Raw genomic sequence first — 17,074 nt, 5'->3', positions numbered from 1 at the left:
TTTTTATTAATTCTTTTTTTTGGTTAAACCATGATTGGTTTTTTCCCAATAAAAAGGTTTGGTTATTAATTGGTGTAAACCCTTGTAAGCAGAAATTGAATGCATAAGCCAATAAACAGGATTGGCTATTGCGTATAGTATTAACGAATATGAGCTTCTTTTAAAAATAGCTATCATATTGGTATAAATCATAATTAAGTTCCCAGAAGTAAAATTAATTAATGAAATAATAATTAACCAATCAGGAAATAACAGTTCTATCCATTTACTTTTAAAACAGATATAAATTAGTAAAAACAATAGTAAAATTGGGTAACTTAAAAAAGTAAATACCGTTCCTCCAATAAAGAACTGAAATCCAAAAAAACCTCTAGCTCCAATAGATTTATATAATTTTATTGGATTACGCATATGCACCAAATAGGTTTGCATATATCCTTTAATCCATCTTGATCGTTGTCTAATCCAATTAAAAAATTCATTATTAGCCTCTTCATAAGTGGTAGAATCTAACACTGTAATTTTATAATCTTTGGCATAACATCTCAGTCCTAAATCGGCATCTTCGGTTACATTAAAACCATCCCAACCACCAAGTTCCATCAATTTATCGTATTTAAAATGGTTACTTGTTCCTCCCAAAGGAATTGGAATTTTTAAACTATCAAGTCCTGGTAACATATAATCAAACCAGTAAGAATATTCTAACGTAAACATTTTGGTTAAAAAGTTTTCGCTCTTGTTAAAATAATTTAATGCACATTGAATAGCAATATAATCATCTGGCAATTTTTGAAACAATTTATACGTTTGTTTTAATTGATCGCTATCTGGAATATCCTCTGCATCGTATATAGTTAAATACTTTCCTTTAGAAAAGTACAAGCCATAATTACATGCTTTGGGCTTGGTTTTTGGTTGTGCATAAGGTATAATTATGGGTTCAAAATTGGTAGGAAACTCCATTTGCTTAACCGCATTATACGTCATTTCATCATCAGACTCAATAAGCAATTTGGCATCTAATTTTTCTATAGGATAATCCAAACTATTTAAATTCCAAACTAACTTTTTTATGACCTCTGATTCTTTAAATACTGGTAAGTGTATGGTATAAATAGGTAAATCTTCATCTTTAATTAAGTCTATTTCTTCCTTACTTACTTTACTCTCTAATTCTGTTTTAGACCCATGTATGGTTAACATAAATTTAAAGAGAATAGAGCCCAATAAAAATAGGTTTAATATTAAGTTAGCCCCTATTAAAGTATCTATAAAATTAAAAAACAGAAAGATTAAAAAGATACAAAACATAACCCCCAAGGCAATTACCTGATGTAAGGTAAAAGTTTCTATGGCACAACTTGTAGGATCGTTTTCATATAAATGAAAAACCGATTTATGTAAAATTTCTCCTCCGTATTTTAAATGAAGAGCTTTATTTAAATCTAGCTCATTCATTACAAAAATATTAGAAACAACAACCTCTAACTCTTCTTCTACCAATCTAATATTGTTAATATCTGATGGGTCTGCCACTACAAAAGCAACTGTATTGTTGTGCTCTATAGGAAATATTAATGTATTTAAAAATAAATTAAATCGTTCATGTGTATTAGAAAAAGACTTATAACTATCTATATTATCAAAATCAATATTATAGGTAGGTAAATTAAAGCTTTCTAAGACCTTATTATAATGAAAACGAGAGATAAATCCGTGATTTAAAGCTGTTTTTAAAAAAGATTTGTTAAGGTTTATTTTAATTCTTTCAATTTTAGCCACTTGCTTTTGAGTAAGCAACTGACTCTCTACAAATAACTCTTTTCTGTAAATGTTAATGTTATAATCGGCCATAACATTTACAATTTAATTACACTAAATATTTGCCATCCGCTACCTACTGCAACATTTCTATTCCACACATCTTTAAAACCTCCTGCATATAAGGCAAAACGTGGAGAAAATTCATACCCAAAACTTAACGTTGTTTTTATAATATCAAAATTTGTAACTACTTGAATATTATTTTGCGAAACACTAAAATCATCACCTCTTGAAAGAAAGACATCTACATCTCCTAAAACAACAAATTTATTGGTAATTCTATATCCTTGAGAACCATATAACTTAAATTGATAAGGCCCTCCAGGATAAAATACTTTTACCCCTAACTCTAATTGATGAAAGTTTCTATTGATATTCATCCATTTAGCATTTCCAGAAATATTAATTTTTACTTCGGTACCAAACCTATCAAAACCAACAAAAGGTCCTTTGTTATTATTGTACATGGGAATTACAGTAGTAAATGCTCCCATTAAATAATGATTATCTCCTAGTTTTTTTAAATGCATTTTTACTCCCAACTCAAAATCGCCTAACTCATTGTTTTTGTCTACCGTAAAATCATCTGCATAAGTACTTTGTACATATGGTAGGTTACCTATTAAACTTAATTTGTTAGCAATAATAGGAGCCGAAAAATATAGTTTATAAACATAGTTTTCATAAAAACCATTGTTGCTAAAACTTGTTTTTTCCCCTTCTTTATCTCTTTGACTATCTGTATAATAATGACTTACAGATGGAGATAGCAATACCTCTCCTTGGTTCTGTAACCATGGGTTTTGAGTATAACACACATAGGTGTTAAGAAATAGAAAGAGTATAAAAATCTTATTTAGCATTTTCAATTTTAGCTTTAGATTCTTTAGATTTTTGATAAATAAACACGAGTACTAAAATGAATAAAATCAACAAAACTAAAATGATGAACAGCCTGTATTTATCCCAAAAATCATCTAATAAATAATTTAAATAATTTTTATCATGATTGTCATTTAACACCCTTAAATCAAAAAAGTAAGAGTTTTCATCTTTAGACAAAATAACGTTTCCGGTATCTGATATGGTTTGTTCTCTTATGTTTGAAACCAATGATAATAATGTGGCCTCGTTATAGTTTTTAGGAATATTAACCAACATTATAGGAGTACCTTGGTGATAAAAAAGTTGGTTAACTCCCATACTTTTTTCATATTCAACATTAAAGAATGGATTTACTTCTTCTGACCTATATTCTACTGTATTATTTTTAAACTTTACAAAAGGAGAATCTCCATAGAATTCTGAAAACTTATCGCTATTTGAGCTAATAATAATTTTAGAAGTTTCTTTATCCTTCTCTAGATCTTTTAATGTTATATTTTTAATTGGAGGATAAATAAATCCAGACAATCCTGTTTCTCCTGGGTTTATAATATCTATCAATTCGGACACAGCACTTATTAATTTATGTTGTGGGTTTAAATCTGTATAAATAGTTATAGGTTTAGACTGAAAGTTTTCTGGAAATCTAAAAAAAGATAATGATGATGAAAGCTCATAACCAATAGGTTTAAAATATGAATTTACAATATCTATTTGTCCATAAAAATTAGCTGCAGCAACCTCACACATTCCTCCTTTTGGAATAAAATAAAACTCATACCTAAAGTTATTTTCTTGTTGCATGATTACATCATCAAAATCAAACCCAATATTTAACTCACCTGTACTGTTTAATTTGTACGAACTTAAAAAGTTATCATTAAAATACAGGTTAAAATATCCTTGTTCACCATCACTTAGTGGTCTGTACTTACCACTTATTTTTACCTCCATTTTTTTTACGTTAGACCCAAAGTTAGATCTTGGCATAGAAATGTTAGATTGTAAATATCCTATCCCTTGTAATACTCCATTTTGAGCTCCTAATTCTTTAAAGTAAATAGGTTCATAATCTTTCCTTTTTGGGATATCTAAAAGTTTTGCTTGTTTATTTACATAAACGTAATCTACATAAGAAGAATTTAATAAGTGTTTTTGTAACAAAAAATGAGCGGCTTTATTAAAGCCTAATTTACTTTTTCCTGTAACAATTATATTTTGTCCGTTATAAACATCTAAACTTATAGTATCTTTATACTGATCTCTGTAAACACTTACCAAACCAGTATCTTGTTTTTTTATACTTGGTAATCTTTCTACAATCTTTTTGCTTAACTTATTATAAGGAACTAAAATAATAGCTTGATCTATAACACTATTTTCATAGTCTTTTATACTTTTTATTTCTAACTCTAATCCATAAACTCTCTTAAAATAAAACTTTATGTATGAAGCGTATTGTATTTCATCAATATCATTTTTTTCAGACAAAACAATATATTTTATGTCTGGAATAGTAAAGCTGATGGTTTTTTTAATGATGTCTTTTTTGGTAGGTAAAATGTCATAAGAAAAATAAGAGTTTTCTGTTAACTTAATCCAAAAACCTCCTTCTGAATATATTTCACATATTTCATTCCCTATTTTTAAGTTGGTTTTTACAGTAAGTTTTATAAAACCAGAAACAATATATTTTTTCTTAATTGGTATTTTAAAATTAACCAATTGATTTTCATTTTTTAAAAAACGTGTTTCAATAGGAGTGTCTGCCAACAATATAGATATGTGGCTATTATCATGATTGATAACACTTGAACAAATAAATTCTAGGTTAATATAACTATTTAAAACATTAACATCTTCATTAACAGGAATGTAAATATTCTCCATTCCTTTAGATCCATTTATTGTAATTTCATCATTATAATCATATTCATTAAAATGCTCTACTATTTGGCTTAACGCATTTGTATGTATTCCTAAAAAAATTACGAATACAATTAAATAATACTTTTTCATTCTAATTAATTTTATTTGTGTTAAACTGTATTTTTAACTCATATCCCATATTTTTAGAAGATACATAGCTAAAATAACCGTTCATTTTTTCTGTTAATTGTTTAGATATTCTTAAACCTATCTTTACACTATCGCTGTGTTTTCTATAATCGTAATTTACAAATTCAACATCTCTAAAATAACTTTCAATTTCAGAAGTGTTTAATCCGTATGTTTTATTTAAAATACTAAATGAAACAGTGTCTTTAATATTATCTAGCTTTACTTCAATTTTATCGTTTTCTTCAGAAAAGATTACTACAAAATTTAAAATATTATACACAACAGTATTTAACATTCGTTCATTAGCAGTAATTAAACGATGAGAGTCAGTTATTTTTTCGGTAAACTGTAAATTCTTTTGTGATATTTGAGTTTTAAATGATTTATAAGTGTTTTCATACACTTTTTTAATATCAACAAAATCTACTAAAAAGTTTTGTTTGGCTGGATTTAAGTTGATAGGCTTAAAATAAATAGAACTTTGATTTCTTAAGTTCTGTAATAAAGCTCCTAAATTATCTATTTTAATTTTTTCTTTTTCTGAAGCATCCGATTTTATTTCTAATAATGTTTCGTCTATTTTATTTAAATCGGTACTAACTTGCTGAAACAAAAACTTGTATTCATTCTCTTTTTTTAAAACCTTTTGCTTTAATAATTTATAATTGGTGTTGGTCTCCGAAAGTTCATCACTTAAAAAACTAATTTTAACATCGGCACTTAATTGTGTTCTTATTCTTTCTATTAAAATACTTTTTCTTGTTTTTGGAAAAAACAGACTAATAAACCCTAATGTTAAAAAAACATAGCCTCCTTCATTTAACACCTTAAATGGGTCTACTATAATTCCTACATACCATAAAACACTAAAGGTTATAATAACAAGTGCATATTGAATAAAACTATTAATAATAGACCATATTGCAACGGCATTAAATCCCACAAACAAAGCAATTAATAAAGTTGTATACAGCAATCTATTACCTGTACTTGTGTAAGAGATTGAGGTGATTGCTAAAAAATTAAAACTAAATAATATTAAATGAATTAAAAGTATGGGAGTTCCGTACTTCTGTTTAAAGAGTTTATAAATAAAATAAAAAACAGTAAGTAAAAATAATTTTAGTAATACAAAATCTAACCAATCCTTACTTAAAATTAGGATATCTAAAATTATTGTAAGTAATATTACAGCATTTAAACTCCAAAAAATAGTGTTTCCTATCTTCCAAAATTCAAGTTGCAATTGTTTTTTTAGTTTAGCCTCCAATTTTTCCTTAATATATATTAAAAGTAATGTTATTTTTCTTTTTAAAAGTTAATCCACTTTATCTTTAAGTAAAAAAACACCTAATAACATTTTTTTTACTGCTATATAACAACACTTATTAAATAAAGTACGTACATTATTAAAACACAAACAATCTTACAAAAAAAGCATAACAAATGATAGTATTTTTTATACTTTTACTTAATAAATATATAGCACTATGAATATATTAATTGCAGAAGATGATAAAGTAATACTTGGTGCTCTTGAATTTTTCCTAAAAAAAAACAATCATCAAGTTAGGGTAGCCACAAATGGTAATGATGCCCTTCAAAAAATAGAAGAACAAATTCCTGATTTAATCATCACAGATATTATGATGCCTTATATATCTGGATTAGAACTTGTGAAAATAATTAAAGATAGACAACTTGATGAAATAAGAATTGTTGTATTAACTACTTTAGGACAAGAAGATGTTGTTTTAGAAGCTTTTTCTTTAGGAGCAGATGACTTTCTTACCAAACCTTTTACTCCTGAAGAACTTAACTTAAGAATACAAAGGTTTTCTTAAAAAACAAAAGTTATTAAGAGTTTTTATTTTATTTATCAATCAATATTTTAACGCAGCTGTTTCTTTTTCAAATTAATAAACTAGCCTATATTTCCAGCAAACTTATAACCAACAAAAAACCTCACTTTCAGTTTGTTTTTCTGTTTCTAATTTAATTCCGAAACTATACAATTTGTCATCCTTTTAACTTTATGTATAAATTTAAAAAAAACTAAACTTCCTATGAGTAACTCTTTAGCATAACTAACACCTACTATTTTCAACAAACAATAGGAAATAAGTCCATAAATTGGTTATCTATTTAGAAAAAAGAGCATTATTATTGGCTATTAATTGTTATTTAATGCTTTTAGGTGGTCAACACCAAACATACAAAATACTACAATACAGACAACTACACCTCCATATACACTTCTAAAACAGTTGCTTTCATCGTTTTTAATGTTACATTCTTTAAGCTTGCAGGTAGCAATATAGTTTCTCCTTTTATTATAATATAAGTATTATTATTACACTCAATCTCTAAAGTTCCATCTATACAGATGTAAATTACAAAAGAATCTAAATTTAAATAATCTTTTGTAACACTTCCATCTACATCTATAATATTAGTGGTAAAGTAGGGTGATTTCACCAAACTATTAAACTGATTTGTTTGTACAGTATAATCACTTTTATAACTATTGTGTACCTTGTAATCTATTACATCTACAGCTAGTTCATTATGTAACTCACGTTTTTCACCTGTTTTTGCATCTACCCTATCATAATCATAAATTCTATAAGTAATATCTGATGTTTGCTGAATTTCCGCTAATAAAACACCTGCTCCAATTGCATGCACCCTACCTGTAGGAATATAAAAAGTATCTCCTTTAGATACTTTTTCATGATGCATTACATCTAAAATTGTATTATTATCTAAATGTTTTTTATATTCTTGTTGATTGATTTCTTTATCAAAACCTACAATTAATTCAGCATTATCATCAGCTTGCATTACGTACCACATTTCATTTTTACCAAATGAGTTATGACGTTCTTTTGCTATTTCATTACTAGGGTGTACCTGAATTGATAAAGGTGTTTTGGCATCAATAAATTTTATCAACAAAGGGAACTCATTCCCAAATTTTTCATAAACGGATTTTCCTAAAAAATCTGCTTTAAACTCGCTTATCAATTCATGTAAGCTCTTTCCTATAAAATCACCATGCTTAACAATTGTAGTGTCTCCTTTTACATCAGAAATCTCCCAAGATTCTCCAATATTTTCTTCCTTATAATCTTTCTTTAAAACTGTTTTTAACTTATCACCTCCCCAAATACGATATTTATATATAGGTTGAAACTGTAATGGATATAACATGTATATATTTTATTTTAACATACCTTCCTATGTTTAGAATTTCCTAAATCTTTATAAAATAGCTAGCAAAAACCATTAACATAAAAGGAAGCCCTTATTAATTAATGAAATGAAGCTAATAAAGGCTTATCTATTTTCATTTTTTTCAATCTTAACAATGCTTCTACATAATAATAATCTGCATATATAATTGAGTAATCTATCTCAGATGATGCTGGTGCATGACCTGTAGAATGTAATAACAATGCCGTATTTACATCTTTACTTTGATAATGATTAGAAAGTTCTTTCAACATCCCTTCTGCTTTACCTACATAATACTTAGACAACTCAGCATCCTCTACAAAAGTTGACAGTTCTAACAAAGCTGAAGCAACTACTGCTGCTGCCGAAGCATCCCTTGTTGTATTTGGAATTTTAGGATCGTTAAAATCCCAATAAGGAATTAAATCTTCCGGCAAACGATCTAAATAAACTTGTGTTACTTTTTTAGCAAACTCCAAGTATTTAGGATCTTTTGTTTCTCTATACACCATTGTATAACCATAAATTGCCCAAGATTGCCCACGAGCCCACATACTATCATCACTATAACCTTGATGAGTAACTCCTTTTATTTTCTTACCAGTATCTTTATCATAAACTACTACATGATATGATGTATAGTCTGGTCTAAAATGATTTTTCATAGTAACGTCAGCATGACTAACAGCCATATCATACAAAGACTTATCCCCACCATTTTTAGATGCCCAAAACAACAATTCTAGATTAATCATATTATCCATAATGGTATTATGCTGAGGCCATTCCATATTAGGAACATCTCTAGGCCAAGAAAGTATTGTCCCTACATTTGGATTAAACAACGTTGCTAAAGTATCTGCTGTTTTAAGGATTACATCTTTATAATCAGGGTTTTTAGTTAACCTATAACCATTCCCATAACTATTAAACACTTGAAATCCTAAATCGTGATCTAATGCTGGAGTTACAGAAAGAGGTTTTAAATATTCTGTAAACTTATCTGCCGTCTGTTCCCATTCTTTTTTGTTAGTATATTCATATAGATACCAAAGTTCTCCTGGCCAAAAACCACTAGTCCAATCTTTGTAATCTACATATCTCCATTCTTTAGAATCTGGAGCTATATTTCTTGGAATATCTCCTTTACCTGTTACCAATTTTAATGCTTTTGTAGCTTGATTAACACTATATGTTAATTGCGCATCTACATCAAAAGTTTCATCAAATTTTGTTTTAGCAGGTTTTGTCTCACATCCCACCATCAATAATACACCTAAAATTGACCCTAAAATTTGTAGTTTAAATCTCATCTTTATTTACTTTGTTTTCCTAATTTTCTTCTTACCCATACAGCAGCTTTTTCTTTTCCAAAAATGTGTATTTAAAACAGGCATTAGATAATTACAATATTATTAAGAATAAACTCTCAACTAGATAAATTATAATTCAATCAATATAAATAATAGGTACAAAACGCCTAAAAACAACAAAACAACCCCTTATTTTACTATAGAGCCCCCTTTGGATGATATTTTATCACTAAAACTTCAAAATTTATTTTTCTGATTTCACAGGTTGATTTTTTTTTATTTTCTATGAACATTTTATAACTAAAAAAAGCATTTTTTCATCATAAATTTCCTCGAAAAAAAAATATAAAAATCATCTCTAGTTTTAATCAACCTTAAGAACAAATAATATTTTATTTTAGAAATATGACCCTTATAGATTACTTAAAAAAAACAGCTACAAGCTTTAATTATTTATTAAAGCTTGTAGCTGTTTTTTTTATAATATCACTTCCTATGATAAACAGAAAATCATAACTCGGTATAATGACTAATATTTTGAGTAAATTCTATTTTACTTGTAAATATTCGCACAAAACATATATATAAAAAGTTACGTAAAAGAAAAACATCCTTTACGTGATTAAAAAACAAACTTTTTTAACATTACCTTTTTAATTTTTGCAGTTTTAATTTACTTATATAATAAAAATTAGTTTTGAACTTATAAATCACTTTAGTAAAACTTGAAAACATCAACAACATCTAACAATGCTTTCTTTTGAACTTGCCCCCCCTAAATCCTTAATGAACTTTATGGGATAGTCACAAATGAAAAAACGCCGTAAAACATAAGTTTTACAGCGTTTTGATTGAATTTATTAAACTCTTAGCGGAGAAAGAGGGATTCGAACCCCCGGACCTGTTACAGTCAACAGTTTTCAAGACTGCCGCATTCGACCACTCTGCCATTTCTCCTGAGTGTCTCACGATTTCTCGTTTGCGAGTGCAAATATATGATTAATATACAATCACACAAAAAAATAATAAAGTTTTTTTAACTGTATTACTTCTCTATTTATAACATACTCATTATCAACAACCATTTTAATAAAAAAACTTATTTCAATTAAATTAAACAACAATCTTTCAAATTTCCGTAAATTCGCACAAACTTATTTTGTATGGCAAATAAATTTGGAAAGCTATTTACCATCACCACTTTTGGTGAATCTCACGGACCTGCTATTGGAGGTGTTATTGATGGATGTCCTGCTGGGATAGAATTAGATTTTGAAGCAATTCAAAAAGAATTAGACAGAAGAAAACCTGGACAATCTAAAATTGTTACCCAACGTAAAGAACCTGATACGGTTGAATTTATGGCGGGAATTTTTGAAGGAAAAACTACTGGTGCTTCTATTGGTTTTAGAATTGTAAACACCAATCAAAAATCTAAAGATTACTCTCACATAAAAGATCAATATAGACCTTCTCATGCAGACTATACTTATAGTCAAAAATATGGTCATAGAGATTATAAAGGAGGAGGTAGAACTTCTGCTAGAGAAACAGCTAACTGGGTTGTTGGAGGAGCAGTTGCCAAACAAGCCATTCCAGAAATTAAAATCAATGCTTTTACCTCTTCTGTAGGAAACATTCATTTAGATACTCCATATCAAGAATTAGATTTCTCTTTAATCGAAAGTAACATCGCTCGTTGTCCTGATGCTAAAAAAGCTGAAGAAATGATTGATTATATTTCTGAAATTAAAAAACAAGGAGATACAGTTGGTGGTGTTGTTACTTGTGTAATTCAAAATGTTCCTGTAGGATTAGGAGAGCCTATTTTTGACAAACTACACGCTCAATTAGGAAAAGCCATGTTATCTATAAACGCTGTAAAAGGTTTTGAGTTTGGTAGTGGTTTTGAAGGGGCTGCTATGACAGGTAGCCAACATAACGATATTTTTAACGCTGATGGTTCAACCAAAACAAATTACTCTGGAGGAATTCAAGGAGGAATTAGTAACGGAATGGACATCTATTTTAAAGTTGCTTTTAAACCTGTTGCTACTGTAATTCAAGAACAAGAAACTATTGATAAAGACGGTAATATCGTTAAAATGATGGGGAAAGGTCGTCACGATCCTTGTGTGGTTCCTAGAGCTATTCCTATTGTAGAAGCTTTAGCTGCTATGGTTATTGTAGACAACATCATGTTAGACAAAGCAAGAAGAATATAATTTAGTGATTGACTTATTCGTCATTAGCTATCAAAAAAAGCGTAAAATCTAATTTTTAGATTTTACGCTTTTTTTACCTCTTTAGTTAATATGAATTCTAAAACTAATCATTAATTCTTTCAATTTTAGCACCAACAGCTTGTAGCCTTTCTACAATGTTTTGGTAACCTCTATCAATTTGCTCTACGTTGTGAATAGTACTCACTCCTTTAGCAGATAACGCTGCAATTAAAAGTGAAATTCCAGCTCTGATATCAGGCGAAGTCATGGTTGTTGCTTTTAAGCTGTGTTTATGATTCATTCCCACAACATTTGCTCTATGAGGATCACAAAGAATAACCTTTGCACCCATATCTATCAACTTATCTACAAAGAACAAACGGCTTTCAAACATTTTTTGATGAATTAACACTGTGCCTTTAGCTTGTGTTGCTACCACCAAAACAATACTCAATAAATCTGGAGTAAATCCAGGCCAAGGAGCATCGGAAATAGTTAACATAGAACCATCAATATAATTCTCTATTTCATAAGATTCTTGCGAAGGAATGTAAATATCATCACCTCTTTTTTCTAACTGAATCCCTAACTTTTTAAATACACGTGGAATTTGCCCTAAATTTTCCCAAGAAACATTTTTTATGGTTAACTCAGATTTGGTCATAGCTGCCATTCCTATCCAAGAACCAATTTCAATCATATCTGGCAAAATTCTATGATTAGTTCCTTTCAATTCATTAACCCCTTCTATGGTTAATAAATTAGAACCTACACCGGTTATTTTAGCTCCCATTCGGTTTAACATATTACATAACTGCTGTAAATATGGTTCACATGCTGCATTGTAAATAGTTGTTACCCCATCTGCCAAAACTGCTGCCATTACTATATTTGCTGTTCCTGTAACCGAAGCCTCATCTAACAACATATCAGCTCCTTTTAACTTTGGAGACTCTACGCCATAAAAATGTTCTTCTTTGTTATATCTAAACCTTGCTCCTAAATTTATAAAACCCTCAAAATGAGTATCTAACCTTCTTCTACCAATTTTATCTCCTCCTGGCTTAGGAATGTATCCTTTTCCAAAACGAGCCAACATAGGTCCCACCAACATAATAGAACCACGTAATTTTTTACCATCCTCTTTAAAAGCAGCAGAACTTAAATAATCTATATTAATCTCATCTGCCTGAAACTCGTAGGTATGTTCATTTATCTGATTTACTTTTACTCCTAAATTCCCTAAAATAGAAATCAACATATTAACATCTATAATATTAGGAATATTTTCTATAGTAATTTTTTCTGGAGTCAGTAAAACAGCACACAATATTTGCAATACTTCATTTTTAGCTCCTTGAGGGGTAATTTCACCTTTTAACTGATGCCCTCCTTCTACCTTAAATGTTGCCATATGGTAAATTTATTTACGGTTTTTATGATTGTTATTATGTTTTCTTCCGTTATTACGGTTGTTATTTTTATTATTCTGCTGAGTGTTCATTCTTCCAGAATTGCTTTTACGAAGTAATGTTGTACTCTGAGCAAGCTCTTCCTCAGAATCTCTTAAATCTATTTTACCTTTAGAAAGCTCGTTTAAATGATTGTAAATAACACCATCTTCTACAGTATCTTTATTCCAATTCAAATAACATTTTTTCATATGATTGGCAATGTTTAGAATTAAAGCATCTCTTAACTCACCATCTTCCCAACTTAAAGCCACATCAATCATGGTTTGAATGTTGTTACCGTAAAACTTGTATTTACTTGCTGACTTTGGATAATTTAAACGTTCTGGTTTGGCATTTACCTCTTGAATTGTTATTTTCTCATAAGGAGATTCAACCTTTAGTTCAAATTTTGACATAATGAACAACTGATCCCACAATTTGTGTTTAAAATCAGGGACGTCTCTTAAATGAGGTTGTAAATTCCCCATAACATCAATAATGGCATGTGCCATTTTTTCTCTCTCTTTATCATCTTCCAATGCCACACAATGATTCACTAACTTTTGTACGTGCCTTCCGTATTCTGGAATAATCAAAGTGCTTCTTTCAGAATTGTATTCTAAATCAAAACCCATAGTTTTATTTAAGTATTAACTTGTTGTTACTGTAAATTCAGACGAATAAACCCAAACAACAATTGGTATTACAATAAACAATTATTTCCTTTAAAAGGAAAATATATTCATTGTTTGTTTTATTTTATTTATTCAATGATATTCAATTTGGCAAATTGAAGTAGTATTTTTTTAGTTCCTACATTTTCAAACTTTACCTCTGCTTTTACATTTACCCCCGCTCCTTCTAACTGTAAAACTTGACCTACTCCAAATTTAGCATGACTTACTTTATTTCCTACAGCAAGTTTTTGAGCTGGCTTACTAGCTCCCAATTGTTGTGCCAACTTAGGAGTTACTTTTTTTAAGTTTTGAAGTTGCTTAAAAGGTGTTTTCTTTTCTGGAGTTTCTTGATTTCTTACTGAACGAGTTACAGGTTTTCTAAAACGAATTCTATCTTTTGGAATGTCATCATCATCACCAAACAAACCACTATCTACAAAACGGTTGGCTACCACTTTATTTCGCTGTGGGGCTAAATGTTCTATATAACGTTCGTCTATTTCTTCTAAAAACCTACTTGGTTCACAATCTATTAATTTTCCCCATCTGTAACGAGTATGAGCAAAACTTAAATAACATTGAGTTTCTGCTCTGGTTAACGCTACATAAAACAAACGTCTTTCCTCTTCTAACTCACTACGTGTATTTACACTCATGGCCGATGGAAACAAAGTTTCTTCCATCCCCACAATATACACATATGGGAACTCCAATCCTTTTGCTAAGTGAATGGTCATTAAAGAAACCATAGGAGTATCATCTTCATCCTTATTATCAAAGGTAGATGCCAAAGCAACATCTTCTAAAAAAGCAGTTAAACTACTATCTAAATCTTGCTCTTTGCGTTCTTCAATAAAATCTTTCATTCCGTTCAGTAATTCCTGAACGTTTTCTACCCTACTTACTGCCTCTGGTGTACCATCAACTTGTAAATCTTTTATCAAACCTACTCTTTTTACCACCTCATCTGCTACCTCAAAAGCATTATGAGCTTGAGCAGATATTTGCAAACTTTGAATTAAAGTGGCAAAATTGTTTAATTTGGTTTTGGTAGGGCCTTGAATTTTAATATCCGTTTTTTCTATGTTTGATATAATCTCAAACAAAGATTTATTATAATGATTGGCTGCCACCGCAAGTTTATCCATAGTGGTTTCACCAATTCCTCTTGCCGGATAATTGATGATTCTTTTTAACGCTTCCTCATCATTTAGATTGATTAACACACGTAAATAAGCTAATAAATCTTTTATTTCTTTACGTTGATAAAAAGACAAGCCTCCAAAAATTTTGTATTTGATTCCCTTTTTACGCAAGGCATCTTCCATAGCACGTGACTGTGCATTGGTTCTATAAAGAATGGCAAAATCATCATACGTTTTTTGAAGATTCATAGCGTTTTCAAAAATAGAATTGGCTACCCATCTCCCTTCTTCCCCATCGGAAAGCGTACGCATTATTTTAATTTTACCACCTTCATCATTGGCAGTAAAAATGGTTTTATCTAAACGTGTTTTGTTCTTTTCTATTAAGCTATTGGCAGCTTCTACAATATTGCTTGTAGACCTGTAGTTTTGTTCTAGCTTAAACGTTTTTACATCTGGATAATCTTTTTGAAAATTTAAAATATTGTTGATGTTGGCTCCACGGAATGCATAAATAGATTGAGAATCATCTCCTACCACACAAATATTCTGAAACCTATCGGCCAAAGCACGAACAATTAAATATTGTGAATGGTTAGTATCTTGATACTCATCTACCATTACGTAACGGAACCTATCTTGGTACTTAGACAACACATCTGGAAAACGAACCAACAATTCATTGGTACGCAATAATAAATCATCAAAATCCATCGCTCCTGCCTTAAAACATCTATCCACATATTCTTTGTAAATAGCTCCCATTTGAGGTCTCATCGCCATGGTATCGGCTTCAATTAACTCGGGATTATTTCTGTAGGCTTTTACGGTGATTAAATTATTTTTAAACTGAGAAATTCTACTTAAAATAGCCTTAGATTTATACTGCTCTTTACTCAGTCCCATTTCTTTAATAATGGAATTCATTAAACGAACAGTGTCCTGAGAATCATAAATAGTAAAACTTGATGGATACCCCAATTTATCTGCTTCGGAACGTAAAATTCTAGCAAACACAGAGTGGAAAGTTCCCATCCATAAATTTTTAGCTTCACTTTGACCTACTACAGCACCAATACGCTCTTTCATTTCTCGAGCAGCTTTGTTGGTAAAAGTTAAAGAAAGTATCTGAAAAGAATCTACTCCATTTTTTAACAAATGGGCAATTCTATACGTTAACACTCTTGTTTTTCCAGATCCTGCACCTGCAATAATAATCATTGGCCCTTCCATTTGCTCAACGGCTGCGCGTTGTGGAGGGTTTAGTCCTTCTAAATAATCTGACACTTGGCTATGCTTTTTTAAGTAGGCTAAAAATAAGAAAAACTATTTAGGTACACAGTCATTACAACTTACAAAAAGTAAGGGTAGTTTTTGGGTGTTCCCTTAAAATAAATTTAGGGTCGTGCTTTCGCTACTCGCTTTACGTTAACACGCAAGAGCTTAAACAAACCGCTCAATCACTAACACATTCTCGATACAAATTTTATCCGCTACGCTTCTAAAATTCACTCGAATTATCATTACTTTCTATCTTGTAGTTCTCTAGCTTTTGATAATGCTGTAGCTACTAAACCTGCTGGTACAGTAACCACACCAACACCAATCATTAAAACAAAAAAAGTAAAAATTTTCCCCCCTACGGTAATAGGACAAACATCACCATAACCAACTGTTGTTAATGTTACAATTGACCACCATAAACTATGAAAAATTGAAGAAAAAACTTCTGGTTGTGCTTCATTCTCAAAAAAGTATATTCCTGAAGCTGAAAGAAAAACCAATATGATAGTTACTAATAAAAAAAGCACTACTTCTTCTTTTACAATTTTAGCAGCTAAAACAAATCTACTTAATGCTTTATTATATCTAACTACTTTTAATGCCCTAAAAATCCTGAAAACTCTAAAAACCCTTAACGCTCTTAAATCAACTGCCAATCTTAAATAAAACGGTAATATTGATAGTAAATCAACAATCCCATAGAAACTAAAAATATATTTAAACGGCTTTTTTGAAACAAAAACCCTTAATAAATATTCAATGGAAAATATAATAACACAAATCAATTCAATAATTTTCAACACTTGTTTTGTTAACAAACTATTATCAGGAAGCGTTTCTACTGAAAAAGCTATAATTGATATAAAAATTAAAGCTTGAATTGAAAAATCAAAAATCTTTCCTTTTCTAGAAGTATTCTCTTCTACTATTGTTCTGATTTTACTTTTTAAATTGCTCATAAATAAA

General features: G+C 29.7%; 12 protein-coding genes and 1 tRNA gene. 2 read left to right on the top strand and 11 right to left on the bottom strand.

Translation table 11 applies throughout. The features are described from left to right. Positions 1-6: 6 nt before the first annotated feature. From ACXGQT_RS13530 to ACXGQT_RS13515, 4 genes are read right to left on the bottom strand one after another with little or no spacing between them, the layout of a single operon-like run. Positions 7-1,857, bottom strand: a complete 1,851-nt coding sequence (locus ACXGQT_RS13530; protein WP_457829111.1) for a glycosyltransferase family 2 protein — start codon at positions 1,855-1,857, stop codon at positions 7-9. 5 nt (positions 1,858-1,862) lie between these two features. Continuing rightward, positions 1,863-2,690, bottom strand: a complete 828-nt coding sequence (locus ACXGQT_RS13525; protein WP_457829110.1) for a hypothetical protein — start codon at positions 2,688-2,690, stop codon at positions 1,863-1,865. Continuing rightward, positions 2,680-4,731, bottom strand: a complete 2,052-nt coding sequence (locus tag ACXGQT_RS13520) for a cellulose biosynthesis cyclic di-GMP-binding regulatory protein BcsB (protein ID WP_457829109.1) — start codon at positions 4,729-4,731, stop codon at positions 2,680-2,682. The genes ACXGQT_RS13525 and ACXGQT_RS13520 overlap by 11 nt, the downstream gene beginning before the upstream one ends. A gap of 1 nt (position 4,732) precedes the next feature. Beyond that, on the bottom strand, positions 4,733-6,019 hold the full coding sequence (locus ACXGQT_RS13515; protein WP_457829108.1) for an ATP-binding protein: 1,287 nt from the start codon (positions 6,017-6,019) through the stop codon (positions 4,733-4,735). Between the two features lie 244 nt (positions 6,020-6,263). On the opposite strand from ACXGQT_RS13515, the gene ACXGQT_RS13510 reads away from it, so the two are divergent. Further along, entirely contained in the window at positions 6,264-6,617 is a 354-nt protein-coding gene (locus ACXGQT_RS13510) for a response regulator transcription factor (protein WP_457829107.1), read from the top strand. 394 nt (positions 6,618-7,011) lie between these two features. Here ACXGQT_RS13510 and ACXGQT_RS13505 read toward each other — a convergent pair whose 3' ends face one another. The 3 genes from ACXGQT_RS13505 to ACXGQT_RS13495 all read right to left on the bottom strand — a co-directional run bounded on the left by ACXGQT_RS13505 (position 7,012) and on the right by ACXGQT_RS13495 (position 10,280). Beyond that, a complete protein-coding gene (locus tag ACXGQT_RS13505) occupies positions 7,012-7,986 on the bottom strand; it encodes a type I phosphomannose isomerase catalytic subunit (RefSeq protein ID WP_457829106.1) in 975 nt (324 codons plus the stop codon). Positions 7,987-8,087: 101 nt separating this feature from the next. Further along, entirely contained in the window at positions 8,088-9,323 is a 1,236-nt protein-coding gene (locus tag ACXGQT_RS13500) for a glycoside hydrolase family 88 protein (protein ID WP_457829105.1), read from the bottom strand. A gap of 872 nt (positions 9,324-10,195) precedes the next feature. Beyond that, positions 10,196-10,280, bottom strand: a tRNA-Ser gene (locus ACXGQT_RS13495). 206 nt (positions 10,281-10,486) lie between these two features. On the opposite strand from ACXGQT_RS13495, the gene aroC reads away from it, so the two are divergent. Beyond that, positions 10,487-11,548 (top strand): chorismate synthase, encoded by a 1,062-nt coding sequence (aroC, locus tag ACXGQT_RS13490; protein ID WP_457829104.1) that lies wholly within the window; start codon positions 10,487-10,489, stop codon positions 11,546-11,548. Between the two features lie 103 nt (positions 11,549-11,651). Here aroC and murA read toward each other — a convergent pair whose 3' ends face one another. The 4 genes from murA to ACXGQT_RS13470 form a co-directional block, all read right to left on the bottom strand. Continuing rightward, positions 11,652-12,962 carry a UDP-N-acetylglucosamine 1-carboxyvinyltransferase gene (gene murA, locus ACXGQT_RS13485; protein ID WP_457829103.1) on the bottom strand — a complete coding sequence of 437 codons (1,311 nt, stop codon included), beginning with the start codon at positions 12,960-12,962 and terminating at the stop codon, positions 11,652-11,654. 9 nt (positions 12,963-12,971) lie between these two features. Beyond that, complete coding sequence (locus tag ACXGQT_RS13480) at positions 12,972-13,637, bottom strand: DUF4290 domain-containing protein (RefSeq protein ID WP_457829102.1); 666 nt, start codon at positions 13,635-13,637, stop codon at positions 12,972-12,974. Positions 13,638-13,765: 128 nt separating this feature from the next. Continuing rightward, entirely contained in the window at positions 13,766-16,111 is a 2,346-nt protein-coding gene (locus ACXGQT_RS13475) for an ATP-dependent helicase (protein WP_457829101.1), read from the bottom strand. A gap of 236 nt (positions 16,112-16,347) precedes the next feature. Beyond that, positions 16,348-17,067 carry an ion transporter gene (locus tag ACXGQT_RS13470; RefSeq protein WP_457829100.1) on the bottom strand — a complete coding sequence of 240 codons (720 nt, stop codon included), beginning with the start codon at positions 17,065-17,067 and terminating at the stop codon, positions 16,348-16,350. Between the last annotated feature and the right edge of the window lie 7 nt (positions 17,068-17,074).

It is taken from the genome of Wenyingzhuangia sp. IMCC45467 (assembly GCF_054111205.1).
The sequence above is the reverse complement of the archived record's forward strand: the minus strand, read 5'-3'. Positions and strand labels throughout refer to the sequence as shown.

Bases quoted from the DNA above. Each gene is read 5' to 3' on its own strand.
- aroC (WP_457829104.1), top strand. From the start codon at position 10,487: ATGGCAAATAAATTTGGAAAGCTATTTACCATCACCACTTTTGGTGAA.
- ACXGQT_RS13530 (WP_457829111.1), bottom strand. From the start codon at position 1,857: ATGGCCGATTATAACATTAACATTTACAGAAAAGAGTTATTTGTAGAG.
- ACXGQT_RS13480 (WP_457829102.1), bottom strand. From the start codon at position 13,637: ATGGGTTTTGATTTAGAATACAATTCTGAAAGAAGCACTTTGATTATT.
- ACXGQT_RS13520 (WP_457829109.1), bottom strand. From the start codon at position 4,731: ATGAAAAAGTATTATTTAATTGTATTCGTAATTTTTTTAGGAATACAT.
- ACXGQT_RS13525 (WP_457829110.1), bottom strand. From the start codon at position 2,690: ATGCTAAATAAGATTTTTATACTCTTTCTATTTCTTAACACCTATGTG.
- ACXGQT_RS13510 (WP_457829107.1), top strand. From the start codon at position 6,264: ATGAATATATTAATTGCAGAAGATGATAAAGTAATACTTGGTGCTCTT.
- murA (WP_457829103.1), bottom strand. From the start codon at position 12,962: ATGGCAACATTTAAGGTAGAAGGAGGGCATCAGTTAAAAGGTGAAATT.
- ACXGQT_RS13470 (WP_457829100.1), bottom strand. From the start codon at position 17,067: ATGAGCAATTTAAAAAGTAAAATCAGAACAATAGTAGAAGAGAATACT.
- ACXGQT_RS13505 (WP_457829106.1), bottom strand. From the start codon at position 7,986: ATGTTATATCCATTACAGTTTCAACCTATATATAAATATCGTATTTGG.
- ACXGQT_RS13500 (WP_457829105.1), bottom strand. From the start codon at position 9,323: ATGAGATTTAAACTACAAATTTTAGGGTCAATTTTAGGTGTATTATTG.